Origin of the sequence: Massilia sp. Root335 (assembly GCF_001425685.1) — a bacterium.
Classification (GTDB): Bacteria; Pseudomonadota; Gammaproteobacteria; order Burkholderiales; family Burkholderiaceae_D; genus Telluria; species Telluria luteola.
The window spans coordinates 65,379-80,133 of sequence record NZ_LMCY01000012.1; the positions used below are offsets into that span (position 1 = coordinate 65,379).

Annotated in this window: 12 protein-coding genes and 1 pseudogene; 5 read left to right on the forward strand and 8 right to left on the reverse strand. The window is 65.7% G+C overall.

Features of this window, described 5'->3' with window-relative positions:
* Window positions 1-23: 23 nt before the first annotated feature.
* A complete protein-coding gene (locus tag ASC93_RS09265; RefSeq protein ID WP_056440368.1) occupies window positions 24-1,079 on the reverse strand; it encodes a porin in 1,056 nt (351 codons plus the stop codon).
* 187 nt (window positions 1,080-1,266) lie between these two features.
* On the opposite strand from ASC93_RS09265, the gene ASC93_RS09270 reads away from it, so the two are divergent.
* The 3 genes from ASC93_RS09270 to ASC93_RS09280 all read left to right on the forward strand — a co-directional run bounded on the left by ASC93_RS09270 (window position 1,267) and on the right by ASC93_RS09280 (window position 3,934).
* Window positions 1,267-1,965 carry a response regulator gene (locus tag ASC93_RS09270; protein ID WP_056440369.1) on the forward strand — a complete coding sequence of 233 codons (699 nt, stop codon included), beginning with the start codon at window positions 1,267-1,269 and terminating at the stop codon, window positions 1,963-1,965.
* Between the two features lie 8 nt (window positions 1,966-1,973).
* Window positions 1,974-3,473 (forward strand): sensor histidine kinase, encoded by a 1,500-nt coding sequence (locus ASC93_RS09275; protein WP_056440373.1) that lies wholly within the window; start codon window positions 1,974-1,976, stop codon window positions 3,471-3,473.
* A gap of 227 nt (window positions 3,474-3,700) precedes the next feature.
* On the forward strand, window positions 3,701-3,934 hold the full coding sequence (locus ASC93_RS09280; protein ID WP_157201819.1) for a hypothetical protein: 234 nt from the start codon (window positions 3,701-3,703) through the stop codon (window positions 3,932-3,934).
* Between the two features lie 4 nt (window positions 3,935-3,938).
* Here ASC93_RS09280 and ASC93_RS09285 read toward each other — a convergent pair whose 3' ends face one another.
* Genes ASC93_RS09285 through ASC93_RS09300 form a run of 4 tightly spaced genes read right to left on the reverse strand, consistent with a single transcriptional unit; the run spans window position 3,939 to window position 9,521 of the window.
* Window positions 3,939-5,291: a sigma-54 dependent transcriptional regulator gene (locus tag ASC93_RS09285; RefSeq protein WP_056440376.1), complete on the reverse strand. Its 1,353-nt coding sequence runs from the start codon at window positions 5,289-5,291 to the stop codon at window positions 3,939-3,941.
* Between the two features lie 11 nt (window positions 5,292-5,302).
* Window positions 5,303-7,171 carry an ATP-binding protein gene (locus ASC93_RS09290; RefSeq protein ID WP_056440378.1) on the reverse strand — a complete coding sequence of 623 codons (1,869 nt, stop codon included), beginning with the start codon at window positions 7,169-7,171 and terminating at the stop codon, window positions 5,303-5,305.
* Window positions 7,172-7,200: 29 nt separating this feature from the next.
* Window positions 7,201-8,196, reverse strand: coding sequence for a porin (locus ASC93_RS09295; RefSeq protein ID WP_056440380.1), 996 nt, complete (start codon window positions 8,194-8,196; stop codon window positions 7,201-7,203).
* Between the two features lie 38 nt (window positions 8,197-8,234).
* The gene (locus ASC93_RS09300) at window positions 8,235-9,521 is read right to left on the reverse strand and encodes a dicarboxylate/amino acid:cation symporter (protein ID WP_056440564.1); all 1,287 of its coding nucleotides are present in this window, start codon (window positions 9,519-9,521) and stop codon (window positions 8,235-8,237) included.
* Between the two features lie 308 nt (window positions 9,522-9,829).
* On the opposite strand from ASC93_RS09300, the gene ASC93_RS09305 reads away from it, so the two are divergent.
* Together ASC93_RS09305 and ASC93_RS09310 are read left to right on the forward strand one after the other, a co-directional pair.
* Window positions 9,830-10,756 carry a LysR substrate-binding domain-containing protein gene (locus ASC93_RS09305; RefSeq protein ID WP_056440382.1) on the forward strand — a complete coding sequence of 309 codons (927 nt, stop codon included), beginning with the start codon at window positions 9,830-9,832 and terminating at the stop codon, window positions 10,754-10,756.
* 156 nt (window positions 10,757-10,912) lie between these two features.
* A complete protein-coding gene (locus tag ASC93_RS09310) occupies window positions 10,913-12,196 on the forward strand; it encodes a Glu/Leu/Phe/Val dehydrogenase (protein ID WP_056440383.1) in 1,284 nt (427 codons plus the stop codon).
* A 424-nt stretch (window positions 12,197-12,620) separates the two neighbouring features.
* Here the strand turns inward: ASC93_RS09310 and ASC93_RS09315 are convergent, their stop codons facing one another.
* The 3 genes and pseudogenes from ASC93_RS09315 to ASC93_RS31955 all read right to left on the reverse strand — a co-directional run.
* The gene (locus tag ASC93_RS09315) at window positions 12,621-13,160 is read right to left on the reverse strand and encodes a hypothetical protein (RefSeq protein ID WP_229412658.1); all 540 of its coding nucleotides are present in this window, start codon (window positions 13,158-13,160) and stop codon (window positions 12,621-12,623) included.
* A gap of 533 nt (window positions 13,161-13,693) precedes the next feature.
* On the reverse strand, window positions 13,694-13,960 hold the full coding sequence (locus ASC93_RS09320) for a hypothetical protein (protein WP_056440387.1): 267 nt from the start codon (window positions 13,958-13,960) through the stop codon (window positions 13,694-13,696).
* 661 nt (window positions 13,961-14,621) lie between these two features.
* Window positions 14,622-14,755 (reverse strand): annotated as a pseudogene (locus tag ASC93_RS31955) (IS481 family transposase); the annotation flags it as partial.

The following is a 14,755-nucleotide window of genomic DNA, read 5'->3' on the forward strand; positions in this document are numbered from 1 at the left end:
ATGTTGCGGCCGCGGGTCGTGGATCAGAACCGGTACTGGATGCCGGTCGTGATGCCGGTCTGCGTCGACGCGAAGCCCGGATCGTCGCGCGACAGGCCCACCAGCTGGCCGTGGTCGGCCTTGGCATGCGCCACCGACGCGTACAGCCAGACGCGCTTGGACAGCGAGTACATGGCGCGCGCCACGAGCATCGTCGGATCCGCATCCTTCGCGGCCGACAGGTTCTTGGTGTTGATGTGGTAGACGGCGCCGGTCAGGGTCCACGGGTAGACCGCGTAGGTCACGCCGCCCCAGTAGGTATCGCCTTCCACGTCCGGCGTGGCGGCCTTGCCCGACTGGAGCTTGTAGCCGCGCATGGCGGCGGTGTACTGCAGCGGGCCTTGCTTGTAGGTCGCGCCCAGGTGGAACGCCGTGGTCTTGTCGCGGTTGCCGGTGGCGACGACCGTGTTGCCGTTGATCTGCTCGTACGACGCCATCAGGCCGACGCCGCTGCCGAACCAGGAACCGCCGACGGCGTACTTGCGGCCATCCGACGAGTTGCCGGCCTGCTCGCCCATGCCGACGGTGGCGCCGTAGGTGAAGCCGCCGGTCGTGCCGGTGTACTTGATCAGGTTGTCGAACGCGGTGGTCATGCCGTACTTCGACGGGCCGGTTGCGTTGCCCGACGTCGCCCACGAATAGTTGGGCGCGAAGCCCATCGGGTCGAACTTGATGACCAGGTCATAGGTCGTCGTGAACGAGCGGCCGATGATGACGCGGCCGAAGTTGCCTTCGAGGCCGACGTTGGCCTGGCGCTTGAACAGGTTGCCGTCCTGGGCGCCGGTGTCGAGCAGGACGCCGCCTTCCAGGTTGAACACGGCTTTCAGGCCGCCGCCCAGGTCTTCGGTGCCGCGGAAGCCCCAGCGCGACGTGTTCTTGCCACCCGAAACGACGCGCACCACGCTGCCGTCGTTGGCGGCGGCGTGATTCACGTACTCGACGCCGGCGTCCACCAGGCCGTAGACCTGGACGTTGGTCTGTGCGGATGCGTTCAGGGAAAGCGCTGCCAGGACGGCGAGCGCGAGGGCCGATTTCTTCATAGTGTCTCCGTTGTTGTGATCAATGCGGTCGTTTGCCGCCTCGTGAAACCTAGGATAGGCGTGCAAAGCTTTCAATCAGCTTTCAAGGAGAGCTCAACTGAGCCTTTCAATCACGGCATTGTGGAAATCACGTAGCAACCGGGCCACGGTGCTTTCGGCATGCCCGCTTTGCGCTTACACTGACGCGATGCGAATCCTGTTAGTCGAAGACCATGTCGAGCTGTCCCACTGGGTATCGAAAGCCCTGCGCGACGCCAATCTCACCGTCGAATGCGCGTCCACGGGCGCCGACGCCGACGCGCTGCTGCACACCCAGGACTACGCGCTCGTGATCCTGGACCTGACGCTGCCGCGCATGGACGGCCTGGACGTGCTGCGCCGCCTGCGCGCGCGCGGCGGCGCGCGCGGGCGCACGCCGGTGATGATCCTGACGGCGCGCGGCGGGCTGGAAGAACGCGTGCAGGGCCTGAACCTGGGCGCCGACGACTACCTCGCCAAGCCGTTCGAACTGGCGGAACTGGAAGCGCGCGTGAAAGCCCTGTTGCGGCGCAGCGTCGGCAACGAGGCGGTCGTGCACCGCTGCGGGCAGCTCAGCTTCGACACCGTCGCGCGCATGTTCACCTACTGCGGCGAACCGCTGGCGCTGACGCCGCGCGAGCACGCCGTGCTGGAAGCGCTGATCTCGCGCCCGGGCCGCGCGCTGTCGAAAGAAAAACTGTTCGACGAAGTGTTCGCGCTGGACGACGACGCCAACCTCGACGCCATCGAGCTGTACATCCACCGCGTGCGCAAGAAACTGGACAAGCGTCCGGACGGCGGCGCCGCCATCGCCACGTTGCGCGGCATCGGCTACCTGCTGCAGGAACGGCCGCCCGCCGCGTCCTGATTCCCGCGATGGCGTCCGTCTCCGCATCGATCCCGCTGCTGGCGCGCCTGTGGCCGCGCCGGCGCGCCGGCGGCGAGGACGCGCCCGCACCGCTGGGCAGCCTGCGCGGCCAGTTGCTGCGCTGGCTGATCGTGCCGCTCGTGATCCTCGTGGCGGCCAACGCCGTGTCGCTGTACCGCGACGCCCTCGACGCCGCCGACATCGCCTACGACCGTTCGCTGCTCGCGTCCACGCGCGCGCTCGCGGAGCGGGTGTCGGTCCGCGACGGCAAGGTCGTGGCGGACGTGCCCTACGTGGCGCTGGACAGCTTCGAGACCGACACGCTGGGCCGCATCTATTACCGCGTGGGCGGCCTGCACGGCGAGACGGTGTCCGGCTACGACGACCTGCCGCCCGTGCCGAAGAACACGCCCCGCTCCGAACTGTATCCGGCCCTCGTGCGGTTTTATCACGCCGACTACAACGGCGAGCCGGTGCGCATCGCCGCCCTGCTGCAGCCCGTGTACGACGATTCCATGCGCGGCATCGCGCTGATCCAGGTGGGCGAGACGCTGGACGCGCGCCGCGCGCTGTCGCGCCGCATCCTCGTCAACACGCTGTGGCGCCAGGCGCTGCTCGTGCTGGCCGTGGCCACGCTCGTGTGGTTCGCCGTGCGCCTCGTGCTGCAGCCGCTGATGCGTTTGAAGCAGGTCGTCGAGACGCGCGCGCTGTCCGACCTGTCCGACGTCGACGAAGCCCTCGTGCACCGCGAAGTGCGGCCGCTGGTCGCGGCGATGAACGGCACGATGGCCCGCATGCAGAACCTCATTGCGAGCCAGCGCCGCTTCATCGCCGATGCGTCGCACCAGCTACGCACGCCGCTGACGGTGCTCAAGACGCAGGCCGAGCTGGCCCTGCGCGCCAACGATCCGGCCGCGATGGAAGCCATCGTGCGCTCGATCGCGGCGACGACGGATTCGACGGTGCATCTGGCCAACCGCCTGCTGACCCTCGCGCGCATCGAGCACGGCGGCGCGAACGCCGCGCTCGCGCCCGTGCTGCTGGCCGACGTGGCGCGCCAGGTCGGCCTGGAGCTGGCCCTGCCGGCCGTCCAGAAAGGCATCGACCTGGCGCTGGAAGCGGAAGACGACGGCGCGACGACGGTCGATGGCCAGGCCCTGCTGCTGCACGAACTGGTGAGCAACCTCGTCGACAACGCGATCCGCTACACGCCGCCGGGCGGCACCGTGCTGCTGCGCGTGCGCCGGCTGATCGGCGTCGTCGTGCTCGACGTGCAGGACAGCGGGCCGGGCCTCGATCCGGCCGAATACGACAAGGTGTTCATGCCGTTCTACCGGGCGGCGGCGACGCTGGAGAGCAATCCGGGCGGCACCGGGCTGGGACTGGCCATCGTGCGCGACATCGCGACCGTGCACGGGGCGACGCTCGCGCTGGACCGCGCCGAGGGCGGGCCCGGGTTGAAGGTCAGCGTGACGTTCCCGGCGCGGGAGTTGCCGGCGGGGGTGTAGGGCGCCGCCTTGTCGTCTTGCAGACGATCAAAGCGCACGCCATCCGGCCCGCAAGCACCGCAAAATGCCCCGGCCGGCACCATCCCGCGCCACTTCCCAAACCCGTTTTCCCCCACATATTGCGCACAGATAAGCATGCGTTACAGCAAATTCCGCCCTCGTTGAGCGACCACAAACCTGCATCCGGACACGATTCTTGTGCGCCGCAGCACAGGTAGAATGCGCGGATGAAAACGACCGACACCCCTCCCCCGATGCCCGGCGCGGACGACGCGCTGTTCGACGACATCGAGCGCCGCCTGCGTGCGCTCACCACCGCGCCCCTGCACGCGCCCGCCGCCATGCCGCGCCGTTGCGTGGACGAATTTGCGGACGGTTTCCTGGGCCATGCCGGCCATTCCGGATTGACGGCGCGGCAACTGGCGCGGCGCTGGGAAGACCCGTCGCGCGGCTATTTCTGATCGCCTATTTGTAATCGTCCGGGCTCAGGCCGTACTTTTGCATCTTGTAATACAGCGTCTGCTTGGGCACGCCAAGCGCGACGCTGACTTCGCTGATGCTGCCGGCTGCCTTGCGCAATTCCTGTTCGATGACGGCGCGCTCGAACGCGCCGACCTGGTCGCCCAGCGGCACCGGCGCCGCGCTGCGTGCGGCCAGCAGGCCGTCCGCGCCGCTGGCCAGGCCCAGCACGAAGCGCTCGGCGATATTGCGCAGCTCGCGCACGTTGCCGGGCCAGTCGTGCGCCATCAGCGATCGCATCAGCGGGCCCGGCACCGTGGGCACGCCGCGCTTGTAGCGCGCCGCCGCGCCCAGCATGAAATGCTCGAACAGCAGGGGAATGTCCTCGCGCCGCTCGCGCAGCGGCGGCAGGTTCAGCACGATCAGGTTCAGGCGGTAGTACAGGTCGCTGCGGAATTTCTGCTGGTCCGACCATTCCTTCAGGTCGACCTTGGCGGCGGCGATCACGCGCACGTCCACCGGCACGGGCGTGTTCGAGCCGAGCCGCTCGACATAGCGCTCCTGCAGCACGCGCAACATCTTGACCTGCAGCGACAGCGGGAGGCTTTCGACCTCGTCGAGGAACAGCGACCCCTTGTGGGCGTGCTCGATCTTGCCGACCTGCCGCTTGGCCGCGCCGGTGAACGCGCCCATCTCGTGGCCGAACACTTCGCTTTCGAAGATGTTTTCCGGGATCGCGCCGCAATTGAGCGCGACGAAATGGTGCTCGCGGCGGCTGCTGAACTGGTGCAGGCAGCGCGCCACCATCTCCTTGCCGGTGCCGGTCTCGCCGTAGATCAGCACGTCGGCCGACTCGTCGGCCAGGTCGAGGATCAGGCGGCGCAGGTCGCGCATCGCGGCGGATTCGCCCAGCAGCATCGCGTCGATGCCCGCGCCGTTCGCGATGCGGTCGCGCAGCGCGGCGACCTCCAGTATCAGGCGCCGCGTCTCCAGCGCGCGCTGCACGGCCTCGACCAGTTGTTCCGACGAATACGGCTTGGGAATGAAATCGTAGGCGCCGCCGCGCATCGCGCCCACCGCCATCGAGATGTCGCCGTGGCCGGTCACGAGCACCACCGGCACCTGCGCATCGATGGCCTTGACGGCGTCCATCAGCGCGAGGCCGCTCATGCCGGGCAGGCGCACGTCGCTGACGATCACGCCGGCGAAACCGGGCCGCATCTGCGCCAGCGCCGGCTCGGCGGCGTCGAATGCGTCGACCTGGAAGCCGGCCAGGTCGAGCGCCTGGACGCTGCCTGCGCGGACGATGGCGTCGTCTTCGACGAGCAGGACTTTCATGGATTCGTACAGTTCGTGCATATTGCTGTCTCCTACTCCGCGCGGGGCAGATCGATGATGAACCGGGCGCCGCCCCCGGGCGGCGACTCGGCGCGCAGGTGGCCGCCGAATTCGCGCACGATCTGCTCGGAGATGGCCAGGCCCAGGCCCAGCCCTTTTCCTTGCGGCTTGGTGGTAAAGAAGGGTTCGAATAAATGTGTGCGTATCTCTTCGGGCACGCCGGGACCGCTGTCGGTCACGGTAATGCGTACCCGCGCGCCGTCGCGCCCGGCGTCGACCACGAGCTCGCGCGGCGTGCTGCCGGCCATCTCCATCGCGTCGAGCGCGTTGCTGAACAGGTTCACGAGCACCTGCTGCAGCCGGTTGCTGTCGCACAGCGCATACAGGTCGCGGGGATGCGTCGACATGCGGAAACCGACCCGCTCCTGCGCGATCCGGCGCTCGACGAGGAACAGGGCCGCCGTGACGGCCTCCCCCACCGCGACGGCGCTGAGCATCGCGTCGGCCTTGCGCGCGAACTGGCGCAGCGGCCCGGTCAGGAGGCCCATGCGCTCGACCAGTTGCGAGATGGTCGCCAGGTTGGCGCGCGCGTCGTCGAGCCGGCCGCGCTCGATCAGCACGCGGGCATTGTCCGACATCGTGCGCAGCGCCGTGAGCGGCTGGTTCAGTTCGTGCGTGATGCCGGCCGACAGTTGCCCCAGCACCGCCATCTTGCCCGCCTGGACCAGCTCGCTCTGCGCCTTGCGCAGCTGCTGTTCGGCTTGCTGGCGCACCATGTTCTCGTCGCGGAGCTCGCGCGTCATCGTCTGCAGGCTGGCGGTGCGCTCGGCCACCAGGCTTTCCAGCCGATCGTAGGCGCGCTGCAAATCCTCGCGGGCACGCAGCCGCTGGCGGCCGAGGCGGTGGCGCTGGCGCGCATACAGCACCAGCATGATCGCGAGCGCTTCCGACAGCAGCGTCAGCAGCGCCGCCGCGCGGGCGCCCGCGCGGGCGGGCGCGAGGTCGGACAGGTAGACCAGCTGCCAGTTGCGCGTCGCCAGCGTACGCGACTGGCTCAGCATGGGGCCGCCGGCGACGGGCGGCGGCGCGACGACGATGCTTGCGCCGCGGTCGAGTGCACGCACCACGCGCAGGCCCAGCGGCGTGAGCGCATGCGAAACATATTGGCGCGACTGTTCCAGTTCCCGCCGCACGGCCGGCGTCAGCGGGGCCAGCGTACGATATTTCCATTCAGGCACCGAGCTCAAAAACACGACGCCATGCGCATCGGCGAGCAGCGCCTTGCCGCCGGCGTCGGCCCAGGTGCCCTCCAGGCTTTCGATATTGACCTTGACGGTCGCCACGCCCAGCATGCGGCCGTCCTGATAAATGCCGCGCGCAAAATAATAACCGGGCTCGCCCCGCGTGGTGCCGACCCCGTAGAAGCCGCCCGGCGCGCCGCGCAACGCATCCCGGACGTAAGGCCGGAAGGCGACGTTGTCGCCGACGAAGCTGTCGGGCTCGCGCCAGTTGCTGGCGGCCTGCGTCACGCCCTGCAGGTTGACGATATAGATCGAGGTCGACCTGGCCAGGCGGTTGACGCGCTCCAGGTAGACGTTGACTTCCGTGCGCAGGGCGGTGTCGCCGGGCCGTTGCAGCAGGGCGATGACGTCCTTGTTCAGTTCGAACGTGCCCGGCAGGAAATCGTATTTGGACAGCAGGTGCTCCAGGCTGGCCGCATAGCTGTCCAGCCGCTGCGCGCCGGACAGCCGCAGGCGGCCGATCGCGGCGTCCTCGGCATAGCGATAGGCCACGCCGGCCAGCGCCACGCAAGCGAGCAGCAGCACGCCCCACAACGCCAGCCGCCGGCGCGGCCAGCGGCCGGCCTGGCGCGGGTTGACGGTGGGTGCGGCTGCGGGCATGGCGGTCCTGAAGCGTTTACGTCATGCGATTAAAACACATGACGCACCCCAAGGTTGATGCCGGTGGTGCCGGCGCCGGCATCGGTGGCATTGCCGACCGTGTACGCGGCGCCGTCGCGGTTGACGATGTGGCCGTACGCCGCGTACAGGTCGGTGTGCCGGGACAGGCTGTACTCGTAGCCGATCGCGGCCTGGCGCGCGTGCGCCTCGCGGCCGAAGTCGTCGCGGTGGACCACCAGCGAGGCCAGCACCCTGCCCGCGCCGGCCTTCACGGCGAGGCCCAGCAAGGCATCCCGGCTGGCGTTGCCCAGTACGTCGCGATTGCGTGCATAGGCCGCGTGCGCCGTCACCACGCCGAAGCGGTAGCGGCCGGCCAGCATGGTGTTGCGGCTGTGCGCGGTACCGGTCGGGTCGCCTTGCTGGTGGTGCACCAGCACGAGGGTCAGCGGGCCGGCATCGTAGCCGACGGACGCGCCGATCGTCCGGTTTTTCGTGGCGTCGGCGGCCGCCTCGCCGACGCCGTACAGGACGTCGGCCGACACGCCGTGCCACTTCGGTGTCTGGTACTCGACCGAATTATCGACCCGGGTGAAGGTCGGGAACAGGTTCTGCGCATTGCCCGCGAGGCCGGTACAGAACGGATCGACGACGTCGCGCACGACCTTGTAGTACGGCGCGTACTGGCGGCCCAGGCTGACCGAACCGGCCGCGCCGGTGAGGCCGACGAGGGCCTGGCGGCCGAACAGCCGCCCGCCCTGGCCCGCCGTGCCGGTATCCATGTTGATGCCGTTTTCCAGCACGAAGAAGGCGCTCGTGCCGTCGCCGAGGTCTTCCTTGCCCTTGAAGCCGAGCCGCGAGCCGGACGCCACGCCGCTGCTGACGTTCTCCGTCGAACCGGCCGGGCCGCCGCGTTCCAGCACGATGCCGGCGTCGGCCACGCCGTAGATCTTCACAAAGGACTGCGCCTGCGCGAACGTGGCGCTCAGGCCGAGCGCGCACGCGCCGACGATATAGCGATGTTTCAATCGAGTCTCCGTTGATTGTTGGTGTGTGTCGGATGCGGTCAGCCGGCGCGCACGCCGATAACCGGGACGGGCTGCGGCGCGACCTGCTCGGGCGAATCGTCGAGCGCGCCTTCCCAGTTGGCGACGACGGCCGTGGCGATGGCGTTGCCGACCGCGTTGGTGGCCGAGCGCCCCATGTCGAGGAACTGGTCGATGCCCATCAACAGCAGCAGGCCGGCTTCAGGGATGTGGAACTGGTTGAGGGTGGCGGCGATCACCACCAGCGACGCGCGCGGCACGCCGGCCATGCCCTTGGACGTCAGCATCAGCAACAGCAGCATGGTGATCTGCGTGCCGAGCGACAGGTCGATGCCGTAGGCCTGGGTGATGAACAGCACGGCAAACGTGCAGTACATCATCGAGCCGTCGAGGTTGAAGGAATACCCCATCGGCAGCACGAAGCTGGAAATCTTGCGCTGCACGCCGAACTGGTCCAGCGCCAGCAGCAGCTTGGGATAGGCCGCTTCCGAACTGGCGGTCGAGAAGGCCAGCAGGAACGGTTCGCGGATCAGCGCCAGCAGGCGCAGCACGCGCTTGCCGATGAACAGGTAGCCGCCCAGGACCAGCAGCAGCCACAGGCAGATGAGGCCGAGGTAGAAGGCGCCCATGAACTTCGCGAACGTGAGCAGGATGCCCAGGCCGCTGGTGGTGATGATCGACGCCATCGCCGCGAACACCGCGAGCGGTGCCAGGTTCATGATGACGCCGGTGATGCGCAACATGACTTGCGCCAGCTGGTCGATGACAAGAGTGAGGCCGGCGGCGGCCTCGCCCAGCGCCCCCAGCGCGCCGCCGAAGAACAGGGCAAACACCAGCACCTGCAGGATCTCGTTGTTGGCCATGGCCTCGATCGGCGACTTCGGCACCAGGTGGGCGACGAAGTCCTTGAGCGTGAAGGCGGTGGTCTTCAGGCCGGTGGCGGCATCGACCGGCGGCAGCGGCAGGTTGAGGTGGGCGCCCAGCTGCATCAGGTTGGACAACAGCATGCCCAGGCTCAGCGAGGTCAGCGAGGCGATCACGAACCAGGCCATGGCCTTCATGCCGATGCGGCCGGCGGCGCGGCCGTCGCCCATGTGGGCGATGCCGACCGTCAAGGTCGAGAATACGAGCAGCGAGATGATCATCTTGATCAGCCGCAGGAACACATCGGTGACGATGGAAATATGTGCCGCGATGTCGGCACTGAGCTGCTTGTCGGCGACGGTTTCGTGGCAACCGTAGCCGACCGCAGCGCCCAGTACCATCGCGATCAGGATGTACAGGGTCAAGGGACGCGTCTTTTTCACTTTGATCTCCAAGATCGCGGCGCTGAATGACGCCGCGTGTTGTCGTGACCCGGCGGAAACCGGGTGTACGCACATCAGCAATACGCATGCCAGAGAGATCGCCGAAAAATTTATCAGCCAAGCAGTTGATTCGAAAGGAGTTTCTTTATGGAAATGCAAGAACGTCGCCATCCGCCGTCCAGGAATCCAGACCGTGCGGCCTGGCGTCGTATGGAAAATTGGAAGGGCGCCGGGCGCCGAGATTCAGCGGGGATGCCGGCAAGGAATGCGCGTTACAATGCCGCGACGATTCAACCGCGAGATTCGGCATGGAAACAAAATGGCTGGAAGACTTCATTTCACTGGTCGAGACCAAGAACTTCAGCCGCTCGGCCCAGCTGCGGCACGTGACGCAGCCGGCCTTCTCGCGCCGTATCCGCTCGCTGGAAAACTGGCTCGGCACGGACCTGATCGACCGGACGACGTTTCCCACCCGCGTCACCCCGGCCGGCATGGTGTTCTACGAACAGGCGCTGGAGATGCTGGGCCAGATCAACGGGGTCCGCGACCTGCTGCGCCACAACCGCGCCGCCGCGGAAAAGACGATCGACCTGGCCGTGCCGCACACGCTGTCGCTCACGTTCGTCCCGAAGTGGCTGGCCGCGCTGGAACGCGACTTCGCATCGATCACCAGCCGCCTCATCGCCCTCAACGTGCATGACGCCGTGCTGCAGCTGGTGGAAGGCGGCTGCGACCTGCTGCTGTGCTACCACCATCCGCGCCAGCCGGTGCAGCTCGACCCCGGCCGCTACGACATGTTGATGATGGGGCGCGAAGCCCTGTGCGCGTATGCCCGCTGCGCCCAGGACGGCGAACCGGAATACCGCCTGCCCGGCCGCAAGGGCGCGCCGCTGCCGTTCCTCTCGTACACCGCGAACGCCTATCTCGGGCGGATGGTGGACCTGATCCTCGCCGACGCGGCCTCCGAGCCCTGCTTCGAAAAGCGCTACGAGACCGACATGGCGGAAGGCTTGAAGATGATGGCGCTGGACGGCCACGGCGTCGCGTTCCTGCCCGAATCGGCGGTCGTCCGCGAGGTCGAACAAAGGCAGCTGGCGCGTGCCAGCGACGCCGGCGCGTGGGAGATCGAGATGGAGATCCGGCTGTATCGCGAACGTCCGTCCGCCGCGCGCCCCGGCAAGCCGATCGTCGCGGCGTTGTGGGACTTCCTGGCCGCGCGCCGGCCCGCGTCATGATGCCATGATGCCGTGATGTCGTGATGCATTTTGCGCATGACCGCATGCGCAAGCAGCATTGGCAATGATCCGGCTGCGGATTCTATGATTCGTTGGCCGCGCAGCTCAGCATGCGCACAGCCTCGAACCCAGACACTCGCCAACCGGAGCCATTGCATGACCAACGATTCCCTCCCCTCCTACCTGAACCCCAACGACCTGGGCCCATGGGGCCAGTACCTGCAACAGGTCGAGCGCGTCACGCCGCACCTGGGCAGCCTGTCGCGCTGGGTCGAGACGCTGAAGCGTCCGAAGCGGATCCTCACCGTGGACGTCCCGATCGAACGCGACGACGGCACCATCTCCCACTACGAGGGATACCGGGTCCAGCACAACCTGTCGCGCGGCCCGGGCAAGGGCGGCGTCCGTTTTCACCAGGACGTGACGCTGTCGGAAGTCATGGCGCTGTCCGCGTGGATGTCGGTCAAGAACGCGGCCGTCAACGTGCCGTACGGCGGGGCCAAGGGCGGCATCCGCGTCGATCCGGCCACGCTCTCGAAAGGCGAGCTGCAGCGCCTCACGCGCCGCTACACGAGCGAAATCAGCATGCTGATCGGTCCGACGAAAGACATCCCGGCACCGGACGTGAACACGAACGAGCAGGTCATGGCCTGGATGATGGATTCGTACGCGATGATCGAAGGGAATCTGTCGACCGGTGTCGTGACGGGCAAGCCGATCTCGCTCGGCGGCTCGCTGGGACGGCGCGAAGCGACGGGCCGCGGCGTGTTCGTGGTCGGCTGCGAAGCCGCGCAGCGGCGCGGCGTCGCCATCGCCGGGGCGCGCGTCGCGATCCAGGGTTTCGGCAACGTCGGCGGCACCGCGGCCGCGATTTTCGCCGACGCCGGCGCGAAGGTCGTCGCCGTGCAGGATCACACCGGCACGGTCGTGTGCGAGGGCGGCCTCGACGTCGCCCGGCTGCACCAGCACGTGGCCGAAGCGGGCGGCGTGACAGGCTTCCCGGGCGCCGACGCGACGCTGGACCGCGACGCGTTCTGGGACATCGAATCGGACATCCTGATCCCGGCCGCGCTGGAACGGCAGATCACGGCGGACGTCGCGCAGCGCCTGCGCACGAAAATCATCCTGGAAGGCGCGAACGGCCCGACGACGCCGGAAGCCGACGACCTCCTGGCGGACAAGGACGTCCTGGTCGTGCCGGACGTACTGGCCAACGCGGGCGGCGTCACGGTGTCGTACTTCGAATGGGTGCAGGACTTCTCGAGCTTCTTCTGGACCGAGGACGAGATCAACGCGCGCCTGACCCGCATCATGCAAAGCGCCTTCGGCGCCGTGTGGGCCGTCGCGCAGGAAAAGAACGTCTCGCTGCGCACCGCGACGTTCATCGTTGCGTGCACGCGCATCCTGCAGGCGCGCGAAGTGCGTGGCCTGTATCCGTAAAACCGCGTGCGGGTCGCGTGGCGCGCCCGACGGTACGACGCCACGCGGCTTCAAAAAAAGGTATTTTTTGCTGCACATTGCGCGCAGATAAGCATGCGTTGCAGAAAAATCCGTCGCCGTTGAGCGACCACAAGTCCGCATCCGGGCACCACTCTTGTGCGTTGCAGCACAGATAGAATGCCCGGATGAAAACGAGCGACAGCCCTCCCCCGACGCGCTGTTCGACCCCAGATCGGAATAAATCAGCGCTTCCTTAGGCGAATAAAACCCTCACCAGGCAACGAGTGGTAGAGTCCGCTTCCGACCAAACCGGCCAATCAGCCTTGCCTATAGCGGTCATTCGCGATGTGATTCAACTTCGGAGATGACCGGCGGGCGGTAGGCGGGCTACGCCGCCGATAGTTCGTCCGCGTCGATCGACTTGTTAGACCGCACTGCCACCCTTTGAGGCTGCGAGTTTGCTCTGAACGAGCTCGTAGATGTGATGAATCGAGCGGGCGATTGCACGCTGAGACGCTGCCAAGTCGATGTATTGCGGATCACCCGGGTAAGTGCCTGCGTCCACAAGCTGCTTGAACACTCGATCTCGATCGGACTCTGGAATCCCCGCGCGATCACAGAGTTCATCAAAGGGGCTGGATGCCCCAGAGAGCGCAACGATCTCACTGCCTCGCAGCGGCGTCGAAAGGACAACTTCGCTTTGGTCGTCGCGGAAGTTCAGAAGCGCGTTCGCAAACTTGCCGCCACGATCGGCATAAGCTTGAACCGCTTTGCCGAAGCACGGTTCACTCCAAAGAGCGGGTAAGCTGACTATGACCTCGTCCCCTTCTGGATGATGGCAGAAGACCGCTGCTGAGACCGCGTTCGCCCGTATCAGGCCCTTCATACGTTCTGCGAAACGCAGGTCGGTGGTCCAACTCGCCAGACCTTCGTTTTTGGCATCCGCAAGGATAATGTCCACCATCTCGCCCTTGTGGATGAAACGCTTCCTGTAGCAGGGGCGGGATACCTCCCAGTACTCACGCGGGAGGTTGACGCATACGCGTTGTAGTTCAACCGCCAAAGACACTTTGCGCGACTGATCCTCTGCCCAGCCGTTCTGCCAAGCGCCGAGCGCCTCAAGGAATTCGTCGGTGAATGTGTACAGACGTTAATTATGCGGTCTAACTGTACATTTAACAGGACAACGCGCGCCGTTATGCAAGACAGCGCGCTGATATGCACGGCAATCGGCTGATCGCGAAGCCGCACCGAGTCTAAAGTTTAGAACAATCGCCGATTTAAAGGCTAATAAAAAACCGTGAAATTCGGCAGCGAAGATGATGCCATAAGCGCGCTATCCTGCGATGGAAAAGTTAGCAAAGCAATACCGAATGCGCGGCAGGCGGGATTGTCCAGAAATGGCCGATCTCGGCCGGTCGAGCCAGCATAGCAGGTCGCCGACTTGGAAAAGTCACGAATGGTCACGACCGGCCGCTGCCGACCCGAAGCAGCCGTTCACGCACCGTGCTTCATCAAGAAATGGTCAATCTCGGGGTCTGTTGTTGCCCAGTTGACTCCACGGATCTCATACATGCAAACAAGGCCCAAAACCTCGATCAAGCTATCAGCCTGAAAACACAGATCGTCTTTCTCTGCATACCAACTTTGGCTTCCTGATGTTCGTTGGCTGCCGCTAACCGTGTAGCCTTTTTGGCTACGGACGAGGTAGGCGGGAACCTCCGTGTTTCCGGCGGCGCATAGCAACGAGTGATCCTGTTTCATAACGATGCTCCAGTGGGGCGAACTTGATTGGCTTGCGTCGGTTGCTATCTCCGGCCGAGGCTGTGTAAAAACGCGAAACCGCTTGCCCGCCGGCACCGGTCGATCTCATAGAACGCTCGCTACTGCGTTTTCTCGAGATCGGGAATGGTAAAGAGACCCCTAAAAACACGCAGATGACGCGTTTTTACACATCCTGGACCCATTGCAGACGTTGGCTAGCATCAGAAGTAAGCTGCAGCGAAGGTGACTTCGTCTCGCAATTTCTTACCTAAGTTCCGTGTACAAACTCCGCAGGACCGCATCGCCTGCGTCTGAATTCGCAAGCAGATAGCTACCGCTCCAGTTGTCCCAACCGGCGGTAATCTCAAGCTCGGCACGTACGAACGATGGGTTCACACCTTCATCGAGTCCGGCGACAGTGCGCCCATGTCTATCAAACCCGAGTTCGTTTTCGAGTTTCGCGCATACCTGCTGGTATGCCAGGGAATCGTAGTCGCCGAAGTCGAGAGTCAGGTGTCCGTTAGCGGCAATAGACAAGGATGGGTTCATAGCGATGCGTTTATAGCTGAGTTCACAAAGTAATCTATGTGCGGTGCAGGTCCGCTCCTGGCCGGGTTCAGTCTGTCGCGATAGCCCGGACCCGACCCGAAGTAGACGCTTGTTAGGTGTCCAGTCCCGTTTGATCGTAAACGCGTTTGACGAATAATTCTGGCCGCTTCTGCTGCCATTCCGTGAGGGCGAGGACAGGCGTTTTACTGCCGATGGCGCGTTGCGGGATGTGGTGGTTGTACAGCT